Source organism: Micrococcus sp. MS-ASIII-49, from assembly GCF_000946635.1.
Classification (GTDB): domain Bacteria; phylum Actinomycetota; class Actinomycetes; order Actinomycetales; family Micrococcaceae; genus Micrococcus; species Micrococcus luteus.
Window position 1 is genome coordinate 17382 of the sequence record NZ_JXSP01000017.1, and the last position, 16709, is coordinate 34090.

15 protein-coding genes are annotated in these 16709 nt (G+C 73.1%); 6 read left to right on the plus strand and 9 right to left on the minus strand.

The features are described from left to right. Positions 1 to 121 precede the first annotated feature (121 nt). The 5 genes from SJ20_RS01150 to SJ20_RS01170 all read right to left on the minus strand — a co-directional run bounded on the left by SJ20_RS01150 (position 122) and on the right by SJ20_RS01170 (position 5266). Entirely contained in the window at positions 122 to 1945 is a 1824-nt protein-coding gene (locus SJ20_RS01150) for an alpha-amylase family glycosyl hydrolase (protein ID WP_036383521.1), read from the minus strand. Positions 1946 to 2059: 114 nt separating this feature from the next. Further along, on the minus strand, positions 2060 to 2962 hold the full coding sequence (locus SJ20_RS01155; RefSeq protein WP_036383519.1) for a hypothetical protein: 903 nt from the start codon (positions 2960 to 2962) through the stop codon (positions 2060 to 2062). Between the two features lie 18 nt (positions 2963 to 2980). Continuing rightward, on the minus strand, positions 2981 to 3808 hold the full coding sequence (locus SJ20_RS01160; RefSeq protein ID WP_036316782.1) for an exodeoxyribonuclease III: 828 nt from the start codon (positions 3806 to 3808) through the stop codon (positions 2981 to 2983). 44 nt (positions 3809 to 3852) lie between these two features. Next, positions 3853 to 4761 (minus strand): ammonia-dependent NAD(+) synthetase, encoded by a 909-nt coding sequence (gene nadE / locus SJ20_RS01165; protein WP_036316784.1) that lies wholly within the window; start codon positions 4759 to 4761, stop codon positions 3853 to 3855. Positions 4762 to 4819: 58 nt separating this feature from the next. After that, complete coding sequence (locus SJ20_RS01170) at positions 4820 to 5266, minus strand: MarR family winged helix-turn-helix transcriptional regulator (protein WP_036316787.1); 447 nt, start codon at positions 5264 to 5266, stop codon at positions 4820 to 4822. A gap of 58 nt (positions 5267 to 5324) precedes the next feature. On the opposite strand from SJ20_RS01170, the gene pyrE reads away from it, so the two are divergent. Beyond that, entirely contained in the window at positions 5325 to 5921 is a 597-nt protein-coding gene (gene pyrE, locus SJ20_RS01175; protein ID WP_036316789.1) for an orotate phosphoribosyltransferase, read from the plus strand. 26 nt (positions 5922 to 5947) lie between these two features. On the opposite strand, the gene SJ20_RS01180 is transcribed toward pyrE, so the two are convergent. Next, positions 5948 to 7039 carry a magnesium and cobalt transport protein CorA gene (locus SJ20_RS01180; RefSeq protein ID WP_306452696.1) on the minus strand — a complete coding sequence of 364 codons (1092 nt, stop codon included), beginning with the start codon at positions 7037 to 7039 and terminating at the stop codon, positions 5948 to 5950. 63 nt (positions 7040 to 7102) lie between these two features. On the opposite strand from SJ20_RS01180, the gene SJ20_RS01185 reads away from it, so the two are divergent. Continuing rightward, positions 7103 to 7471 carry a hypothetical protein gene (locus SJ20_RS01185; protein WP_036316791.1) on the plus strand — a complete coding sequence of 123 codons (369 nt, stop codon included), beginning with the start codon at positions 7103 to 7105 and terminating at the stop codon, positions 7469 to 7471. Then, positions 7468 to 8109: an RNA methyltransferase gene (locus tag SJ20_RS01190; protein WP_223247569.1), complete on the plus strand. Its 642-nt coding sequence runs from the start codon at positions 7468 to 7470 to the stop codon at positions 8107 to 8109. The genes SJ20_RS01185 and SJ20_RS01190 overlap by 4 nt, the downstream gene beginning before the upstream one ends. Before the next feature lie 134 nt (positions 8110 to 8243). Here SJ20_RS01190 and SJ20_RS01195 read toward each other — a convergent pair whose 3' ends face one another. Further along, on the minus strand, positions 8244 to 9140 hold the full coding sequence (locus SJ20_RS01195; RefSeq protein ID WP_041103614.1) for an SMP-30/gluconolactonase/LRE family protein: 897 nt from the start codon (positions 9138 to 9140) through the stop codon (positions 8244 to 8246). A 51-nt stretch (positions 9141 to 9191) separates the two neighbouring features. After that, positions 9192 to 10547, minus strand: a complete 1356-nt coding sequence (locus tag SJ20_RS01200; protein ID WP_041103615.1) for a lipase family protein — start codon at positions 10545 to 10547, stop codon at positions 9192 to 9194. A 196-nt stretch (positions 10548 to 10743) separates the two neighbouring features. Here SJ20_RS01200 and fbaA point away from each other — a divergent pair, with 196 nt between their 5' ends. Next, on the plus strand, positions 10744 to 11766 hold the full coding sequence (gene fbaA, locus SJ20_RS01205; RefSeq protein ID WP_041103616.1) for a class II fructose-bisphosphate aldolase: 1023 nt from the start codon (positions 10744 to 10746) through the stop codon (positions 11764 to 11766). 59 nt (positions 11767 to 11825) lie between these two features. On the opposite strand, the gene SJ20_RS01210 is transcribed toward fbaA, so the two are convergent. Next, complete coding sequence (locus tag SJ20_RS01210) at positions 11826 to 13292, minus strand: helix-turn-helix domain-containing protein (protein ID WP_044658650.1); 1467 nt, start codon at positions 13290 to 13292, stop codon at positions 11826 to 11828. Between the two features lie 268 nt (positions 13293 to 13560). On the opposite strand from SJ20_RS01210, the gene aceA reads away from it, so the two are divergent. Both aceA and aceB read left to right on the plus strand, forming a co-directional pair. Then, the gene (gene aceA, locus SJ20_RS01215; protein ID WP_012750705.1) at positions 13561 to 14868 is read left to right on the plus strand and encodes an isocitrate lyase; all 1308 of its coding nucleotides are present in this window, start codon (positions 13561 to 13563) and stop codon (positions 14866 to 14868) included. Positions 14869 to 14901: 33 nt separating this feature from the next. Then, entirely contained in the window at positions 14902 to 16665 is a 1764-nt protein-coding gene (gene aceB / locus SJ20_RS01220; protein ID WP_082067554.1) for a malate synthase A, read from the plus strand. The last annotated feature ends 44 nt before the right edge of the window (positions 16666 to 16709 follow it).

Genomic DNA, 16709 nt, shown 5'->3' on the forward strand with positions numbered 1-16709 from the left:
GCAAGTCATCGTGGACGTTACGTCGCGTTCGTCCGGCCAGGCCGGATGATGTGACCTCGCCCACCGCGGATTCCCCGCGGAAGGTCCGTGGCGCCCCGGCGGGTCCCGGGGCGCGCCGGGCTCAGTCCATGAGCAGCCACGCGGCGGCGTCGTGCGCGAGCCGCCCGTCCTGCACGGCCTCCGCCTCCTCGAGGGAGAACAGGGCCCGGGAATGGTTCGCGGGCAGGTCGACGGGCTCGGTCGACAGGTTCGCCATCACGAGCACGGTGCGCGCCGGGATCGGCTCGCCCGAGCCCAGGTGCCGGCCACCGCCCGAGGTGACCGTGAACGCCAGCACGCCGCGTGTGGGGTCGTGGTGCTCGGACCACGCGAACGTGCCCGTGCCCAGGTCGAGCTCGCCGCGGATCTGCAGCAGACGCCGGTACAGCTCGAACACGGAGCCCTCGACGCCGACCTGCCGGTCCGCCGCCAGCGCTCGGAAGGACGCGGGCTGGGGCAGCCACGGCGCGGCGACGCCCTCGGCGGCGGACGCGGGGCCGTCGTCGTCCGCGGGGGTCGAGAAGCCGTAGGACGGCTCGTCGGCGGCCCACGGCAGAGGGATGCGGCAGCCGTCGCGGCCGGGCTCCTTGCCGTCCGTGCGGAAGAAGTACGGGTCCTGGCGGTGCTCGGCGGCGAGGGTGGTGTGCTCGGGCAGGCCCAGCTCGTCGCCCTGGTAGATGTACGCGGAGCCGGGCAGGCCCAGCTCCACCATCGCGGCGGCGCGGGCCCGACGGCGACCGACCGCCTCGTCTGGCTGCTCGTCCTCGGCCGTGATGCCGGCGGGGTAGGAGCTCGGGTCGGCGAGGCCGTAGCGGGAGGCGTGGCGCACCGTGTCGTGGTTCGAGAGCACCCAGGTGTTCGGGGCGCCGACCCGGCCGGCCTGCTCGAAGGACCGGTCGATCGCGTGGGTCAGCGAGGCGGCGTCCCAGCCGGCCATGAGGTAGGTGAAGTTGAAGGTCTGGTGCATCTCGCCGGGGCGGACGTACCGGAACATCCGCGAGAGCGGGGCCACCCACGCCTCGGCCACCATCATCGGCTCGTGGTCGTAGGAGTCCAGGACCCGCCGCCAGTCCCGGTAGACCTCGTGGACGCGGTCCTGGTCCATGAACGGGGTGAGCGGCTCGAAGGTGTCCGGGTCGAACGTGGGGTCGGCGTCCTCGCCCGCGTCCGTGACCATGCCCATGCGGGAGTGCTCGGCGTCCGGGTAGCCGGGCTGCTTGATGAGCCCGTGGGCCACGTCCACCCGGAAGCCGTCCACGCCGCGGTCCAGCCAGAACCGCAGGATGGAGCGGAACTCCTCACGCACCTCCTCGTTCTCCCAGTTCAGGTCCGGCTGCGTGGTGTCGAACAGGTGCAGGTACCACTGGCCCGGGGTGCCGTCCGCCTCGGTCACGCGGGTCCAGGCCCCGCCGCCGAACGTGGACTCCCAGTTGTTGGGGGGCAGCTCGCCGTGCTCGCCGCGGCCCTCGGCGAAGTGGTAGCGGGCGCGCTCGGGGGAGCCGGGGCCGGCGGCCAGGGCGGCCTGGAACCACGCGTGCTCGGACGAGGTGTGGTTCGGCACGAGGTCCACGACCACGCGGATGCCGGCCTCGTGCGCGGCGGCGATCATCTCGTCCGCGTCCGCGAGCGTGCCGAACCGCGGGTCCACGGCGCGGTAGTCCGCGACGTCGTAGCCGGCGTCGTGCTGCGGGGAGAGGTAGAAGGGCGAGAGCCAGATCGCGTCCACGCCGAGCTGGGCCAGGTAGTCGAGGCGCGAGGTGACGCCGCGCAGGTCGCCCATGCCGTCCCCGTCCGCGTCCGCGAAGGAGCGCGGGTACACCTGGTAGATCACGGCGTCCACCCACCACGGCGTGACGGGCCGGTTCCGGGCTTCCGAGGGCGGGGTGCTCAGGCGCTGCGTGGTCATGGGATCCACCCTAGGCCCGACGCCGGGGCGCGCGCCCCGCGTGGGCGGCGTCGGCGGCGTGGTGTGCGTCTCGAGCACCCGGGTCGGCCCCACCCCGGTGCGCCGGCGGCCGGCTCAGGTCAGCCTGGCCAGCATCCCGACGGCGGCCCAGCGCCGGTTCAGTCGTTCCTGTGCGACGCCGGCGGTCGCCTCGTCGCCCTCCTCGAGCGCGTCGATGAGCGTCCACAGGTCGAAGACGGAGTCGTCCGGCCACACGTGCCGCGTGAGGCCGCCGTAGTCCAGCTCGATCCACGAGTCGGGGTGGAACGCGCCGAGCCACTCCACCATCACCGTGAGCTCGCCGATCAGCTCCGCATCCGGGGCGTGCCGCGCGAGCACCGCCGCCGCGTGCCCGGCCCGCTCCCGGGCGGCCACGATCGGGGCGCGCCGGTACGCCGTGCGCTCGCCGTCCACGAGGCGCTTCACCGGCTCCTCGGGGTCGAACACCGTGAGCCAGCCGTGCGGCACACCCCACGTGGCCGTGCGCGTCTGCACGCGGTGGTGCTCCGGCGCGCCGCCCTCGTCCTGCGGGTCCTGGCCCGCCGCGTCCGGGTCGGGGGAGAGGCCCCACTCGTCCTCGAGCGCCACGAGCGCGCGGCCGCGGTTCATGGCGCGCGCCGCCGGCGGGATGGCGGCCTCGTGCAGCCGCGGCAGCATCGTCTCCTCGAGCATGGCCGCGGCCATCTCGGCGCGCAGGCCCCGCTCGTCCGGGCAGTAGAAGGCGGAGCGGTGCTCGTCCTGGAGGACCCGCACCAGGTCGTCCTCACCGGGTTCCGGGAACGGGTCGGCCACGGGCCGGGCCAGGCGACGCCGGGCCCGTTCGGCCGCCTCGGCCTCGACCTCGGCACGGGTGCGGTGGCCGCCGGCGATCAGCCGCGCCTGGACCGCGTCCGGGAACGTGGCCAGCGGCTGGAAGACGCGCAGGTGCGCGGTGCCGCGCGCGACACCCGGGGGCGGGCCGCCGTCGTCGTGGGTCATCGCGGGCTCATCCGTGGCTCAGCCCAGCTCGACGACCACGGGCGCGTGGTCCGAGGCGCCCTTGCCCTTGCGCTCCTCGCGGTCGATCCAGGCGTCCGTGACCGTCCGTGCGAGGGCGGGGGAGCACAGCTGGAAGTCGATGCGCATGCCCTTCTTCTTGGGGAAGGCCAGGCCCGTGTAGTCCCAGTACGTGTACACGCCGGGGCCGGGGTGGCGCGGGCGCACCACGTCCACCAGCCCGGCGTCCTCGAACGCGTGGAACGCCGCGCGCTCGGCCGGGGAGACGTGCGTGTAGCCCTCGCGCTGGAACAGCTCGATGTCCCACACGTCCTCGTCCTGCGGAGCGATGTTCCAGTCGCCGGTCAGGGCGAGCCGGGTGTCCGGGTCCTCGGCGAGGCGAGCGGCCGCGTGCTCCTGGAGCACGCGCAGCCACTCGAGCTTGTAGCCCATGTGCTCGTTCTCCAGGCCGCGCCCGTTGGGCACGTACAGGCTCCACAGGCGCACCGGGGCGACGCCGTCGGCCGCCTCCGCGCCCACGGTCGCCCCGATGGCGCGGGACTCCTCCTGCGGGTCCACGCCGCCCTTGCCGAAGTGCGGCTGGCCGGGGAAGCCGCGCTGCACGTCGCTCAGGCCGACGCGGGAGGCGATGGCCACGCCGTTCCACTGCGAGGTGCCGTTGTGCACCACCTCGTAGCCGGCGCGCTCGAAGAGCTCCCACGGGAAGTTCTCGTCCCGGCACTTGGTCTCCTGGATGGCCAGGACGTCGATGTCATGGCGCTCGAGGAAGGCCTCGACGCGGTCGGCGCGGGCACGGAGGGAGTTGACGTTCCAGGTGGCGATCTTCACCCGGCCAGGCTATCGAAGGGCGCGGACACCGTGGGATCGGCGCCTCAGCGCCACCAGTCGTCGTGGATCGTCACCGGCGTGGTGCGCTTGTGGCGGCTGCGGAGCCAGATGCCCTCGAGCTTCTCCGCGACCTCGGTAGGGACGTCCTTGCCCTCGAGGTAGTCGTCGATGTCCTCGTACGTCATCCCGAGTTCGGCCTCGTCCGTCTGGCCCGGCGTGCCGTCCAGCAGGTCCGCGGTGGGCACCTTGTTCCACAGGGGCTCGGGGGCGCCGAGTTCGCGGCCCAGCGCCCGCACCTGCCGCTTGTTCAGGCCAGCCAGCGGCAGGACGTCCGCGCCGCCGTCGCCGAACTTCGTGTAGAAGCCCGTGATGGCCTCCGCCGCCTGGTCCGTGCCGATCACCAGCTGCCCGTGGGCGCCGGCCACCGCGTACTGGGCCGTCATGCGGATGCGGGCCTTCACGTTGCCCTGGTTGTAGTCCGAGATCGGCTCCCCCACGGCCTCGGCGAAGGCGGCGGCCAGACCCTGCACGGCCTCCGCGATGTTCAGGGTGACGTCCTGGTCCGCGCCCACGAAGTCCATGGCGGCCCGGGCATCCGCCTCGTCGTGCTGCACCTTGTAGGGCAGGCGCACGGCGGTGAACCGGGGGTTCTCGCGGGAGGGCACGACGTCGGCGCCCACCCCCGCCTCACCCGGCGGGGTGGTGCCGGGGCCGCCCAGGGCGACGGCGTCCGGGACGCCGAGCTGGGCGCGGCGACGCTCGACGGCGAGCTGGGCCAGCCGGCCGCCCACCGTGGAGTCCACGCCGCCGGAGATGCCCAGGACGAAGCCGGACGCGCCCGTGGCCGCGAGGTAGTCGGCGAGGAAGGCCACGCGCCGTTCGACTTCGGCCGCCGGGTCGATCTCGGGGAGGACGCCCTGCTGGGCGATGATCCGCTGCTGGAGTTCACGCATGCCGGTCAGCGTAGGACCGGCCCCGCGCACGGGGACAGGGGCGGTCGGCGACGACGGCTCACGCGTCCGGGTGCCCCAGGTTGCGGGCGATGCGGCGCAGGACGCGGACGGCGTCGTCGATCTGGTCCCGCGGGACGTCCGCCGTCGCCTCGGCACGCAGGGCCTCGACCGCCTCACCCACGCGGGCGCCCGCGGTGCGGCCCGTGGCGGTGAGGGTGTAGAGGTCGCCCTCGACCGTCACCCAGTGGGACTCGACCAGCTCCTCGATCTGACCGGACACCGCGCCGCGCTGCTCCTCCTCGAAGCCGGCCTCGAGCTCGGCGCGGGACTGCGGGGCCACCGTGAGGGTGTTCAGCAGCTGCCACTGGACGCGGGTCAGGCCGTGCTCCTCGAGGCTCTCGGCCACGCGCGCCGCGATCAGGCCCTCGGTGAGGGTGAGCCAGTGCGCCAGGGGCAGGCCGGAGGGATGCTGGACGGGGGCGTCGTCGTGCGGGATCTCGCTCATAACCCGAGCCTAGCCAGGCCGGGACGGAATCGGCAGGGGTGGCCGGGCTCGCACTAGCATGGGCGGCATGACCGACGCGCAGACCCCCACCGTCCCCACGCCCGAGCAGGACCGCGAGCGGCTCAAGCAGCTCATCCAGGAGCTGGCCGTGGTGCACGGCCGGGTGACCCTGTCCTCCGGCAAGGAGGCGGACTACTACGTGGACCTGCGTCGTGTCACCCTGCACCACGAGGCCGCCCCACTGATCGGCCGCGTGATGCTGCGCCTGCTCGAGGAGAACGGGATCGAGTTCGACGCGGTGGGCGGCCTGACCATGGGCGCCGACCCCGTGGCCACCGCGATGATGCATCAGGCCGGCACCGTGGGCCGCGCGCTCGACGCGTTCGTGGTGCGCAAGGCGCAGAAGTCGTACGGCATGGGCCGGCAGGTGGAGGGCCCGGGCGTGGACGGGCGCCGCGTCGTCGTGCTGGAGGACACCTCGACGACGGGCGGCTCCGCGCTCACCGCCGTCGAGGGCGTGCGCAACGCGGGCGGCGACGTCCAGGCCGTGGCCGTGATCGTGGACCGTGCGACCGGCGCCGCCGAGCGCGTGGCCGAGGAGGCGGGGGTGCCGTACCTGTACGCGTTCGGCAAGGACGAGCTCGGCCTCGACTGAGCCTCGGCCGGCCCCGCGCCGCCCGCCTAGAGCCAGTCCGCGCGCTTGAACAGCACGAAGAGGGTGAGGGCCACCGCCAGCATGAGTCCCAGGGCGAACGGATAGCCGAACGCCCAGTGCAGCTCGGGCATGCCGTCGAAGTTCATGCCGTAGACCGAGCCCACCAGCTGCGGCGCGAAGATGATCGCCGCCCAGGACGAGATCTGCTTGACCTGCTCGTTCTGGGCGATCGACTGCTCGGCCAGCCGCTTCGACGCCAGCGTCGAGTCCAGCTCGAGGGCGTTGTTGAGCATCTGGCGCATGGTCATCACGCGCTCGTTGATCTGGACGGCGTGGTCGTGGACGTCGCGCAGGCGGCGCAGGTTCTCCACCTCGAGGCGCGCCTGATCGCTGAGCTCCTCGTCCTCCCAGGCGTGGGCGTCGTCGCGCCGGGGCAGGCCGTCGGCGTCGAGGCGGCGGGTGTCCTCATGCAGGCGGGTGCGCACCTCCTCCTGGAGCTGCTCCACGATGGACGGCAGCGCGCGGATGGCGTGCTGGAAGTTCAGCACCTCGCGGGAGAGCTCGTAGATGCGCCGGGAGACGTGCCCGTCGCCGGCGAAGACCTGGTCCTCGATCTCCGCGATGTCCTGTTCGAGGCCGTCGGCCACCGGGAAGTAGTCGTCCACGACCCGGTCCAGGATCTCCAGGGTGACCTGCCACGGCCCCATCGCGAGGCGCTCGCGGCCCTCCGTCTCCAGGGACCGTCGCACGGCGGCCAGGTCCGGCTCCTCCGCGTGACGCACCGTCACCACGTAGTGCTCACCGGTGAAGACGCTCAGCTCGCCGAACTCCACGGTCTCGGTGCGGTCGACGTAGCGGGCCGGGTGCAGGACCATGAACGAGTCCTCGCCGTAGCGGTCCAGCTTGGCGCGCTCGCCTCCGGCGAGGGCGTCCTCGACGGCGAGCGGGTGCAGGCGCAGCTCCTCCGCGACCGCTTGGAGCTCGGCCACGTCCGGGCGGTACAGGCCCAGCCAGGCCATGCCGCCGGTGCGCTCACACTCCTCCCAGGTGTCCTCGAGGGTGGAGGGGGCGTGGACGCGCCGCCCGTCCACGTACACGGCGTTGTCGATCATGCTCACCCGGACATTCTCCCCGACGGCGGCCCCCGGCGGATTCCAGGATGCGCGCGCTACGGTGGCGCCATGAAGACTCCGCGTCATGCCCCGCCCGTCGTCCGCGACGGCAAGACCCTGCTCCCCGCCCACGCCGTCTCCACGGCCCCGGTCACCGCATTCGGTCTGATCGGCGGCTACCTGACCGCCCGTGAGACCGGCATCCGGCCGCTCGGCGGTGTCGTGCTGGCCGCCGCCGGCCTGTATGCCGGCCGGACGTGGTTGGCCACGCGGGGGCCGGCCGTCACCGGGGGCCTGGCCGCCCTGTACCTCGGCGGCTTCGGCGCCTCCCACCCGCTGGCCAAGAAGATCGGTGCGTGGCCGGCGGTGCTCTCCGTGGCCGCGGTGTCCGCCGGGGCCGCCTGGGCCGCCGTCGACCGGTCCGAGGCCGGCCGCTGAACGAGCCCGCGCCGGCCGAGGACGGCGCCGCGCCCCGCGAGGTCGGCGTCGGGCCGTGGCTCGGCCCGTGGCCGGAGGACCCGCGCTACGACCCGGAGCTGCTCGCGCACGGCGACCGCCGCAACGTGCTCGACCACTACCGCTACTGGAGCCTCGAGGCGATCGTCGCGGACCTCGACGCGCGGCGCCACCCGTTCCACGTGGCCATCGAGAACTGGCAGCACGACCTGAACATCGGCACCGTCGTGCGCACCGCCAACGCGTTCAACGCCGCCGGGGTGCACATCATCGGGCGGCGCCGCTGGAACCGGCGCGGCGCCATGGTCACCGACCGCTACCTGCACGTGCGCCACCACGAGACGGTGGCGGCGTTCACGGAGTGGGCGGCGGGGGAGGGGCTGCCCGTGCTCGGCGTGGACCTGTTCCCCGAGTCGGTGCCGGTGGAGACCTTCGACTTCCCGCGTGCCTGCGTGCTCGTCTTCGGGCAGGAGGGGCCGGGGCTGTCGGCGGAGGTGCGCGCGGCGTCGAGCGCGGTGCTGTCCATCGCGCAGTACGGCTCCACCCGCTCGATCAACGCGGGCGTGGCCGCCGGCATCGCGATGCACGCGTGGATCCGGCAGCACGCGGCCGTCCCCTGAGTCCGGCGCGAGCCAGACGATTCCGCGCTGAAAGGAGCCTCTGGACCGCAGATTCGTCTGGCTCGTGGCGCAGGACGGCGCAGGACGGCGCAGAACGGCGCAGGGTGGCGTCGACGACGTGCGGCGTGACGGCGTCAGCCCGCGAAGGGGCGGGCCGGCAGGCCCGTCACCCCCGGGCGGACGGCGAACAGGGCCCCGGCCAGCGGGTCCTCGCCGCGCTCCAGGTTCTCCCAGGAGGTGGTGATGTAGAGGGTGCCGAGGTCGTCGCCGCCGAACGTGCACGCCGTCGTCTTCTGCACGGGCACCTCGACCACCTCGTCGAGCGTCCCCTCGGGCGTGTACCGGTGGATCTGCCCGTGGCTGATCACGGCCACCCAGATGCCGCCCTCGGCGTCCACGGTGAGTCCGTCCGGCTTGCCCTCGCCGTCGAGCACGTCCACGAGCACGCGCCGGTTCGTCAGGCCCTCCTCGCGGGAGTAGTCGAACACGGCCACCTGCCGCGTGGGGGTGTCGTTGTAGTAGGCCCGCGTGCCGTCCGGGCTCCACTCCAGGCCGTTGGACGTCGTCGCGCCGGTCAGCACGACGTCCACCTCGCCGGCGCCGCCGTCGGGTCCGGGGGCGAGCCGGTAGAGGTTCGCGGCGCCGGGGGTCTTGGCGTACGCCATGGTGCCGCAGTGGAACCGGCCGTCCGGGTCGCAGCCGCCCTCGTTCATCCGGATCCCGGCGTCCGCGCCCCACAGCTCGGGCAGCGTCGTCAGCTCGCCCTCGGGCGAGATCAGGGCGAAGCCCCGCTCCACCGCGACGACGGCGCCACCCCCCGCACGCGGGCGCAGCGCGGCGGCCACGTCCCCGACGTGCGTGCGGTCCACCGTGCCGTCGGCGCGCAGGGACAGGACGTCCCCGGCGAGCATGTCCACCCAGCGCAGGCCGCCGCCGGCGGTCACGCCCTCGGCGGCGCTGCCCCACGAGGCGGCCCAGACGGGGCCCTCGCCGTGGTAGGTGATGGGATCGGTGACCTGCTCGGCGCGCATGACTGCTCCTTCGGTGGGCGGGACGGTCCTGGCCCCGACGCTAGCCGAGGCTCAGAACCACCCGCACGAGTCGGCGGTCCAGCGGTCGGCGAGGGTCGCGTCCAGGAACGCCCCCATCCGCGGCAGCGAGGCCACGTGGCCGCCCACGTGGGTCGGGGTGAGGAGCGGGTCAAAACGCACCCGTGCCCCTTCCGCGCACCAGCGGCGGCCCAGGTCGCGGCCGGTGCGGTACGGGATGACGTCGTCCGTGACGGAGTGCGCGATCATCACCGGCACGTCCGGACGGCGGCCCGGTGCGCCGATCCGCTGCTCGGCGAGGATCCCGGCCAGCTCGGCGTCGGAGCGGACGAGCTCAGGGAAGTCCTGCCCCGTGTGGGTCAGCGTGGCGGAGTCGAGGTGCGCGTAGGCGAGGCTGCCTGCCACGCAGGTCTCGGCCGCGCCGGCGAGGGCCGTCAGGCCGGTCTCGTTGAGGTGCGTGGCCGGGTCCACGTCGTACGCGGCGAGCTGCCCGGCCATCGCGTAGAGCAGGAAGGCCGCGTACAGGCCGCCGTCGATCCGGTCCGCGACCTGCACGAGGTCGGCCGGCGGGGCGCCCACGTAGGCGCCCTTGAGGTCCAGCTCCGGGGCGTAGTCGGACGCGAGCTCGGCGGCGGCCGCGGCCGCCCCGCCGCCCTGCGAGTAGCCCGCGAGCGCGACCGGCGCGGTCGAGGTGACGCCCGACCCCGAGACCTGGGCGGCCGCGCGCACCGCGTCGAGGACGGCGTGCGCCTGGGCCTCCCGGACCATGTAGGTGTGCGTGCCCGGGGTGCCCAGGCCCTCGTAGTCGGTGACCACCACGGCGTGGCCGCGGCTCAGCAGGGACGTGATCCCGACGCCTTCGTACTGCGCGCCGGTCGAGAGGGTGCGCGAGGGGGCGCAGCGGTCCGCCGCGCCCTGGGTGCCCACCGCGTAGCCGATCACGGGGCGCTCGCCGCCGCCCGTCCAGGGGGCGGTGGGGGTCAGCACGGTGCCGGTCACGGCGACGGGTCGGCCCTGGGCGTCCTGCGAGGCGTACATGATGCGCGTGGCGTGCGCGGGCACCTGCACCAGCCGCACGGGATCCAGATAGAAGGCGGCGGGCTCGCTGCGGATCAGGGCGCCGGGGGTCGCGGGCACGACGGCGGGCGGCAGGTAGAAGGGGTCGTCGACCGAGGCGGCCGCCAGGGCGTCCCGGGCCGCGTTCCAGCGGGCGTCCTCGGCCGTCGTGGCCGGCTGCGAGAGGTCCGCGACGGCGGAGCTCACCTCCGGCGCGTCCGGGGCCGGGGCGGACTCCTGGGCCAGGGCAGCGTGCGGCGCGCCGAACCCGGCGACGACGGCCACGGCGGCGGCCAGGGCGAGGGGGCGGGAGGGGCGGCGTGCGGGGGCCATGGCGGTCTCCGGTCTCTCGGATGTGAATGTGACGCAGCTCACCCTAGGCCAGCGACGGGCCCGTGCCCAGGCCGGCGTCGCCGTCGGGCCCGGGGCCCTGGGGCGGGTCCGGCCGCGCGGATAGGATGAGCCCGAGGGCGGCGCGCCCGCCGCGCTCCCCCGCCTGCCCGAGTCGACGACGCCTAGGAGCTGCAGCATGCCCATCGCATCCCCGGAGAAGTACGCCGAGATGATCGACGCCGCCAAGAACGGCGCCTTCGCCTACCCGGCGATCAACGTCACCAGCTCCCAGACCCTGAACGCCGCCATCCGCGGCTTCGCCGAGGCCGGCTCGGACGGCATCATCCAGGTCTCCACCGGCGGCGCCGCCTACTTCTCCGGCTCCTCCGTGAAGGACATGGTCGCCGGCTCGCTGGCCTTCGCGGCGTTCGCGCGCGAGGTCGCCAAGAAGTACTCCGTGAACATCGCCCTGCACACGGACCACTGCCCCCAGGACAAGCTCGAGGGCTTCGTCCTGCCCCTGCTGGACGCCTCCGAGGCCGAGGTGAAGGCCGGGCGCGACCCGATCTTCAACTCCCACATGTGGGACGGCTCCGCCGAGACCCTCGAGGAGAACCTGCGGATCGGCCGCGAGCTGCTCGCCCGCACCCACGCCAACAAGCAGATCCTCGAGGTGGAGATCGGCGTCGTGGGCGGCGAGGAGGACGGCGTGGCCCACGAGATCAACGAGAAGCTCTACACCACCGTGGCGGACGGCATCGCCACGGTGGAGGCCCTCGGCCTCGGCGAGCACGGTCGCTACCTCACCGCGCTGACCTTCGGCAACGTGCACGGCGTCTACAAGCCGGGCAACGTGAAGCTGCGCCCGGAGATCCTGCAGGAGATCCAGCAGGCCGTGGGCGAGAAGTTCGGCAAGGAGCGCCCGTTCGACCTCGTGTTCCACGGCGGCTCCGGCTCCGCCGCCCAGGAGATCGCCGACTCGGTGGAGTACGGCGTCGTGAAGATGAACGTGGACACGGACACCCAGTACGCGTTCACCCGCCCGGTGGCCGGGCACATGTTCGAGAACTACGACGGCGTCCTGAAGGTCGACGGCGAGGTCGGCGACAAGAAGCAGTACGACCCCCGCGTGTGGGGCGCCAAGGCCGAGGAGGCCATGGCCGCCCGCGTGGTCCAGGCCTGCACCGAGCTGAACTCGGCCGGCAAGAGCATCGGCTGACCCCGCCGTCCGCCGCGCCGGCCCGCACCCTCGCGTGAGGGTGCGGGCCGGCGTCGTCCTCAGCCCTCCCGCTCCTCCTGGGCCTGGAGGAACTCGAAGACCTCACGCTCGTCCACACCGGGGAAGGTCTGCGTGGGCATGGCCGCCAGCAGATGCGCGTGCATGCGGGCCGCGGGCCACACGTGCCCGCCCCACGCGGCCTCGAGCTCGGGGTCGGGGCGGCGGCAGCAGCGCGGATCGGGGCACGTGGAGGTGACCCGGTGGCGGGTGTCCGCGCCGCGGAAGTACCGGGCATGCTCGAACGGGGTGCCCACGGAGAGGGCGAACAGCCCGTCGGGGCCGTTCTCGATCATCGAGGTGCACCAGAACGTCCCGTTGGGCGAGTCCGTGTACTGCGTGTGGGCGCGGAACCGGTCGTTGCGGGAGAAGGCCTGCCGTGCGCCCCACTTCCGGCACGCCTGCTGGCCCTCGATCGCACCGGTGTGGTCGGCGGGGAACACGATCCCGTCGTTCTCGTAGGCCTTGTGGATCACCCCGGTCTCGTGGACCTTCTGGAAGTGGCAGCGGATGCCCAGGTCCACGGTGGCCAGGTTGGTGAACCGGTGCGCGGCGGCCTCGTAGGAGACGCCGAACGCGTCCTTCAGGTCGTCCACGGACAGGTCCCGGCGCTTCTGGGCGGCCCGCAGCAGCGACGACGCCGCCCGCTGCGGCATGAGCAGCGCGCCCGCCAGGTAGTTCACCGCCACACGCTGGGCGAGGAAGTCCTCGTAGTCCCGCGGCTCGCCGTGGCCCAGGACGGCGGCGGCGAGGGCCTGGAGCACCACGGTGCGGCGGTCGTGGTCCGAGGAGCGGGAGCCGCTGATGTGGATGCGCCCGTGCTTGAGGTCCGTGACGGAGCGCGTGGAGTGCGGCAGGTCCGGGACGAAGCGCAGGGTGAAGCCGAGGTGCTCGGCCAGCTCCGAGACCGCGTGCAGGCCCAGCGGCCCGCCCGTGTGGCCGATCGCGTCGAGCAGCCGATGCGCCTCGGCCTCGAGGTCGGGGTAGTGATTGTCCACCGCGCGCATCCGGGCGCGCAGCTGGGCGTTGGCGCGGCGCGCCTCCTCGGGGGTGGCGGCCTGCTCCTCCAGGCGACGGCGCAGCTCGGCCTCCAGCCCCGCGATCACCTCGAGGACCTCGGTGGGGGTGCGGGGCCCGATGCGCAGCGGCGGCAGGCCGAGGGAGGCGTAGTGCTCCGAGCGCGCGAACCGTTCGACCTCGATCTCCAGTTCGGCCCGCCGGGTGGGGGCCCGGCCGGTGAGCAGGTCCTCGACCGGCACGCCCAGGACCTCCGCGATCCGCTGGACCAGCGAGAGCCGCGGCTCGCGGCGGGCGTTCTCCACGAGGGACAGGTGGGAGCCGCTCACTCCCGTGCGCTCCGCGAGCTGGTCCAGGGTGAGGCCGGCCTGCTTGCGCAGGTGCCGGACGCGGCGGCCCAGCGCGACGGTGTCCACGGTCGCGCTGTCCTCGGGAAGCGGGCGGGTCATCATGCGCGGAACTGTAGACGGAACCGGGGAGGAGATCACGTGTGACGGAAAGAAAGTCACATTCTTGACAAGCGGGGGGCCGTTGCCGTGATCCATGCCACATGGGGGCGCAAGGACTGTCACGTTCTGACCCAGTGGCAGGAACGGCCGGAGTTTCCACCGATTTTGTGCTCCAGAGGGCCTTGCCCGGGGCCAAGGTGGATGTCAACGGCAGCGACGGACACGTCGCACCGAACCCTTCACGAACCGGACCGATCCTCAGGAGGACGTCATGACCACCCAGCCCCACCACTCCACTCCCGCCTCCGCCGAACAGCTCCAGCACGACTGGGACAACAACCCCCGCTGGGCCGGCGTCGAGCGCAGCTTCACCGCCGAGGACGTCGTCCGTCTCCGCGGCCGCATCCAGGAGGAGCACACGCTGGCCCGCCGCGGCGCCGAGAAGCTGTGGACCCAGCTGAAGGACGAGAACGCCCGCGGTGAGTTCACCAACGCCCTCGGCGCCCTCACCGGCAACCAGGCCGTCCAGCAGGTCAAGGCCGGGCTGCGCGCCATCTACCTCTCCGGCTGGCAGGTCGCCGCGGACGCCAACCTCTCTGGCCACACGTACCCGGACCAGTCCCTGTACCCGGCCAACTCCGTGCCGCAGGTGGTGCGCCGCATCAACAACGCCCTGCTGCGCGCGGACCAGATCGAGCACGCCGAGGGCGTCAGCAGCGTCGAGGACTGGCTCGTGCCGATCGTGGCCGACGCCGAGGCCGGCTTCGGCGGCCCGCTCAACGCCTACGAGCTCATGAAGTCGATGATCACCGCCGGCGCCTCCGGTGTGCACTGGGAGGACCAGCTGGCCTCCGAGAAGAAGTGCGGCCACCTCGGCGGCAAGGTGCTCATCCCCACCGGCCAGCACATCCGCACGCTCAACGCCGCCCGCCTGGCCGCCGACGTCGCCGACGTGCCCAGCGTGATCATCGCCCGCACCGATGCCGAGGCGGCCACCCTGATCACCTCGGACGTGGACGAGCGCGACGCCGAGTTCATCACCGGTGAGCGCACCGCGGAGGGCTTCTACAAGGTCCGCAACGGCGTCGAGCCCTGCATCGCCCGCGCCAAGGCCTACGCCCCCCACGCGGACCTGATCTGGATGGAGACCGGCACGCCGGACCTCGAGCTGGCCCGGAAGTTCGCCGAGGCCGTCAAGGCCGAGTTCCCGGACCAGATGCTGGCCTACAACTGCTCGCCGTCCTTCAACTGGAAGAAGAACCTCGACGACGACACCATCGCCAAGTTCCAGCGCGAGCTGGGCGCCATGGGCTACACCTTCCAGTTCATCACGCTGGCCGGCTTCCACGCCCTGAACCACTCGATGTTCGACCTGGCCAAGGGATACAACGAGCGCCAGATGTCCGCGTACGTCGAGCTGCAGGAGCGCGAGTTCGCCGACGAGGCCCGCGGCTACACCGCGACCAAGCACCAGCGCGAGGTCGGCACCGGCTACTTCGACGCCGTGTCCACCGCCATCAACCCGGACAGCTCCACGGTGGCCCTGGCGGGCTCCACGGAGTCCGGCCAGTTCCACTGATCCGCTCAGCCGAGACCGCGAGGAGGCAGTCCCATGAGCCCGCAGACCACGACCCCCACCCTGCACGAGATCCATGCCGACGACGTTCGGGAGCACACGCCCCTGCCGCATGACGTGAGCACCCAGGCCATCCCCGTCGTCATCCCCGAGGGCGCCGCCCCCGTGGTGACCGTCCACGGGCCGGTCGACGGGCGGCAGGCCGAGATCCTCACGGACGAGGCGCTGGCGTTCCTCGGCCGCCTGCACCGGCTGGCCGAGGACCGCCGCCGGCGGCTGCTCGAGGAGCGGGAGTACACCCGGCGCCGCATCACCGACGGCTGGAACCCGCACTACCTGCGGTCCACCCGCCGGGTCCGCGAGGACGACTCCTGGCGTGTGGCGCCGCTGGCCCCCGGCCTGCAGGACCGCCGCGTGGAGATCACCGGCCCCGTGGATCGGAAGATGACGATCAACGCCCTCAACTCGGGCGCCTCGGGCTGGCTCGCCGACTTCGAGGACTCCTCGACGCCGTCCTGGGACCGGATGCTGGACGGGCAGGTCAACCTGTTCGACGCGATCCGCGACCGGATCGACTTCACCTCCCCCGAGGGCAAGGAGTACCGGCTGCGCGAGCGCGAGCTCACGGACCGGCCGACCATCATCGTCCGCCCGCGCGGCTGGCACCTCCTCGAGGACCACATCCGTGTGGACGGCGAGCCGATGGCCGGCGCCCTCGTGGACTTCGGCCTGTACTTCTTCCACAACGCCGACGAGCTGATCCGCCGCGGCCACGGCCCGTACTTCTACCTGCCCAAGCTCGAGTCCCATCTCGAGGCGCGGCTGTGGAACTGCGTGTTCGTGGCGGCGCAGGACGAGCTGGGCATCCCCCAGGGCACCATCCGGGCCACCGTGCTGATCGAGACGATCACCGCGGCGTTCCAGATGGAGGAGATCCTGTACCAGCTGCGCAACCACGCCGCGGGCCTCAACGCCGGCCGCTGGGACTACATCTTCTCCATCATCAAGAACTTCCGGGACCGCGGGGCCGAGTTCGTCCTCCCGGACCGCTCGGAGGTGACCATGACCCAGCCGATGATGCGGGCCTACACGGAGCAGCTGGTCCGGGCCTGCCACCGGCGCGGCGCCTCGGCGATCGGCGGCATGTCTGCCGTGATCCCGGACCGCCGGAACGAGGAGGCCAACGCCGCCGCGCTGGAGAAGGTGCGCGCGGACAAGGCCCGCGAGGCCGGCGACGGCTTCGACGGCTCGTGGGTGGCGCACCCGGACCTCGTGCCGGTCGCCCGGGAGGAGTTCGACGCCGTGCTCGGCGAGGCCCCGAACCAGATCCGCACCCGCCGCCGCGAGGACGTGGTGCCGGACGAGGCCGCCCTGCTCGACGTCGCCGCGACCACGGGCTCGGTGACCGAGGCCGGCGTGCGGATGAACATCGAGGTCGGGATCCGCTACATCGAGTCCTGGCTGCGGGGGAACGGCGCCGCCGCGATCCACGGACTCATGGAGGACGCCGCCACGGCGGAGATCTCCCGGTCCCAGATCTGGCAGTGGGCACACAACGGCACCGGTGTGCAGCTGACCGAGGGCGGCGTGCGGACCGCCAACCGCGGCTGGATGGAGCAGCTGATCCGCGAGGAGCACGCTCGGATCCTCGCCGGCCCGCTGCCCGAGGGCCACCGGTTCGAGGACGCGGTGCGCGTGTTCTGCGAGTCGGCCCTGCCGCCGGAGTACCCGGCGTTCCTCACCCTGGGCGCGTACCGCCGGCACTTCGCCGGTCAGGACGACGCCGCGGCGAAGGCCTGATCCGCCGGGCCCCACGACGACGGCCGGTCACCTCACGAGGTGAC

Bases quoted from the DNA above. Each gene is read 5' to 3' on its own strand.
- SJ20_RS01170 (WP_036316787.1), bottom strand. From the start codon at position 5,266: ATGAGCGAGATCCCGCACGACGACGCCCCCGTCCAGCATCCCTCCGGC.
- aceA (WP_012750705.1), top strand. From the start codon at position 13,561: ATGACCACCCAGCCCCACCACTCCACTCCCGCCTCCGCCGAACAGCTC.
- fbaA (WP_041103616.1), top strand. From the start codon at position 10,744: ATGCCCATCGCATCCCCGGAGAAGTACGCCGAGATGATCGACGCCGCC.
- SJ20_RS01155 (WP_036383519.1), bottom strand. From the start codon at position 2,962: ATGACCCACGACGACGGCGGCCCGCCCCCGGGTGTCGCGCGCGGCACC.
- SJ20_RS01210 (WP_044658650.1), bottom strand. From the start codon at position 13,292: ATGATGACCCGCCCGCTTCCCGAGGACAGCGCGACCGTGGACACCGTC.
- SJ20_RS01200 (WP_041103615.1), bottom strand. From the start codon at position 10,547: ATGGCCCCCGCACGCCGCCCCTCCCGCCCCCTCGCCCTGGCCGCCGCC.
- SJ20_RS01195 (WP_041103614.1), bottom strand. From the start codon at position 9,140: ATGCGCGCCGAGCAGGTCACCGATCCCATCACCTACCACGGCGAGGGC.
- aceB (WP_082067554.1), top strand. From the start codon at position 14,902: ATGAGCCCGCAGACCACGACCCCCACCCTGCACGAGATCCATGCCGAC.
- pyrE (WP_036316789.1), top strand. From the start codon at position 5,325: ATGGGCGGCATGACCGACGCGCAGACCCCCACCGTCCCCACGCCCGAG.
- nadE (WP_036316784.1), bottom strand. From the start codon at position 4,761: ATGCGTGAACTCCAGCAGCGGATCATCGCCCAGCAGGGCGTCCTCCCC.
- SJ20_RS01185 (WP_036316791.1), top strand. From the start codon at position 7,103: ATGAAGACTCCGCGTCATGCCCCGCCCGTCGTCCGCGACGGCAAGACC.
- SJ20_RS01150 (WP_036383521.1), bottom strand. From the start codon at position 1,945: ATGACCACGCAGCGCCTGAGCACCCCGCCCTCGGAAGCCCGGAACCGG.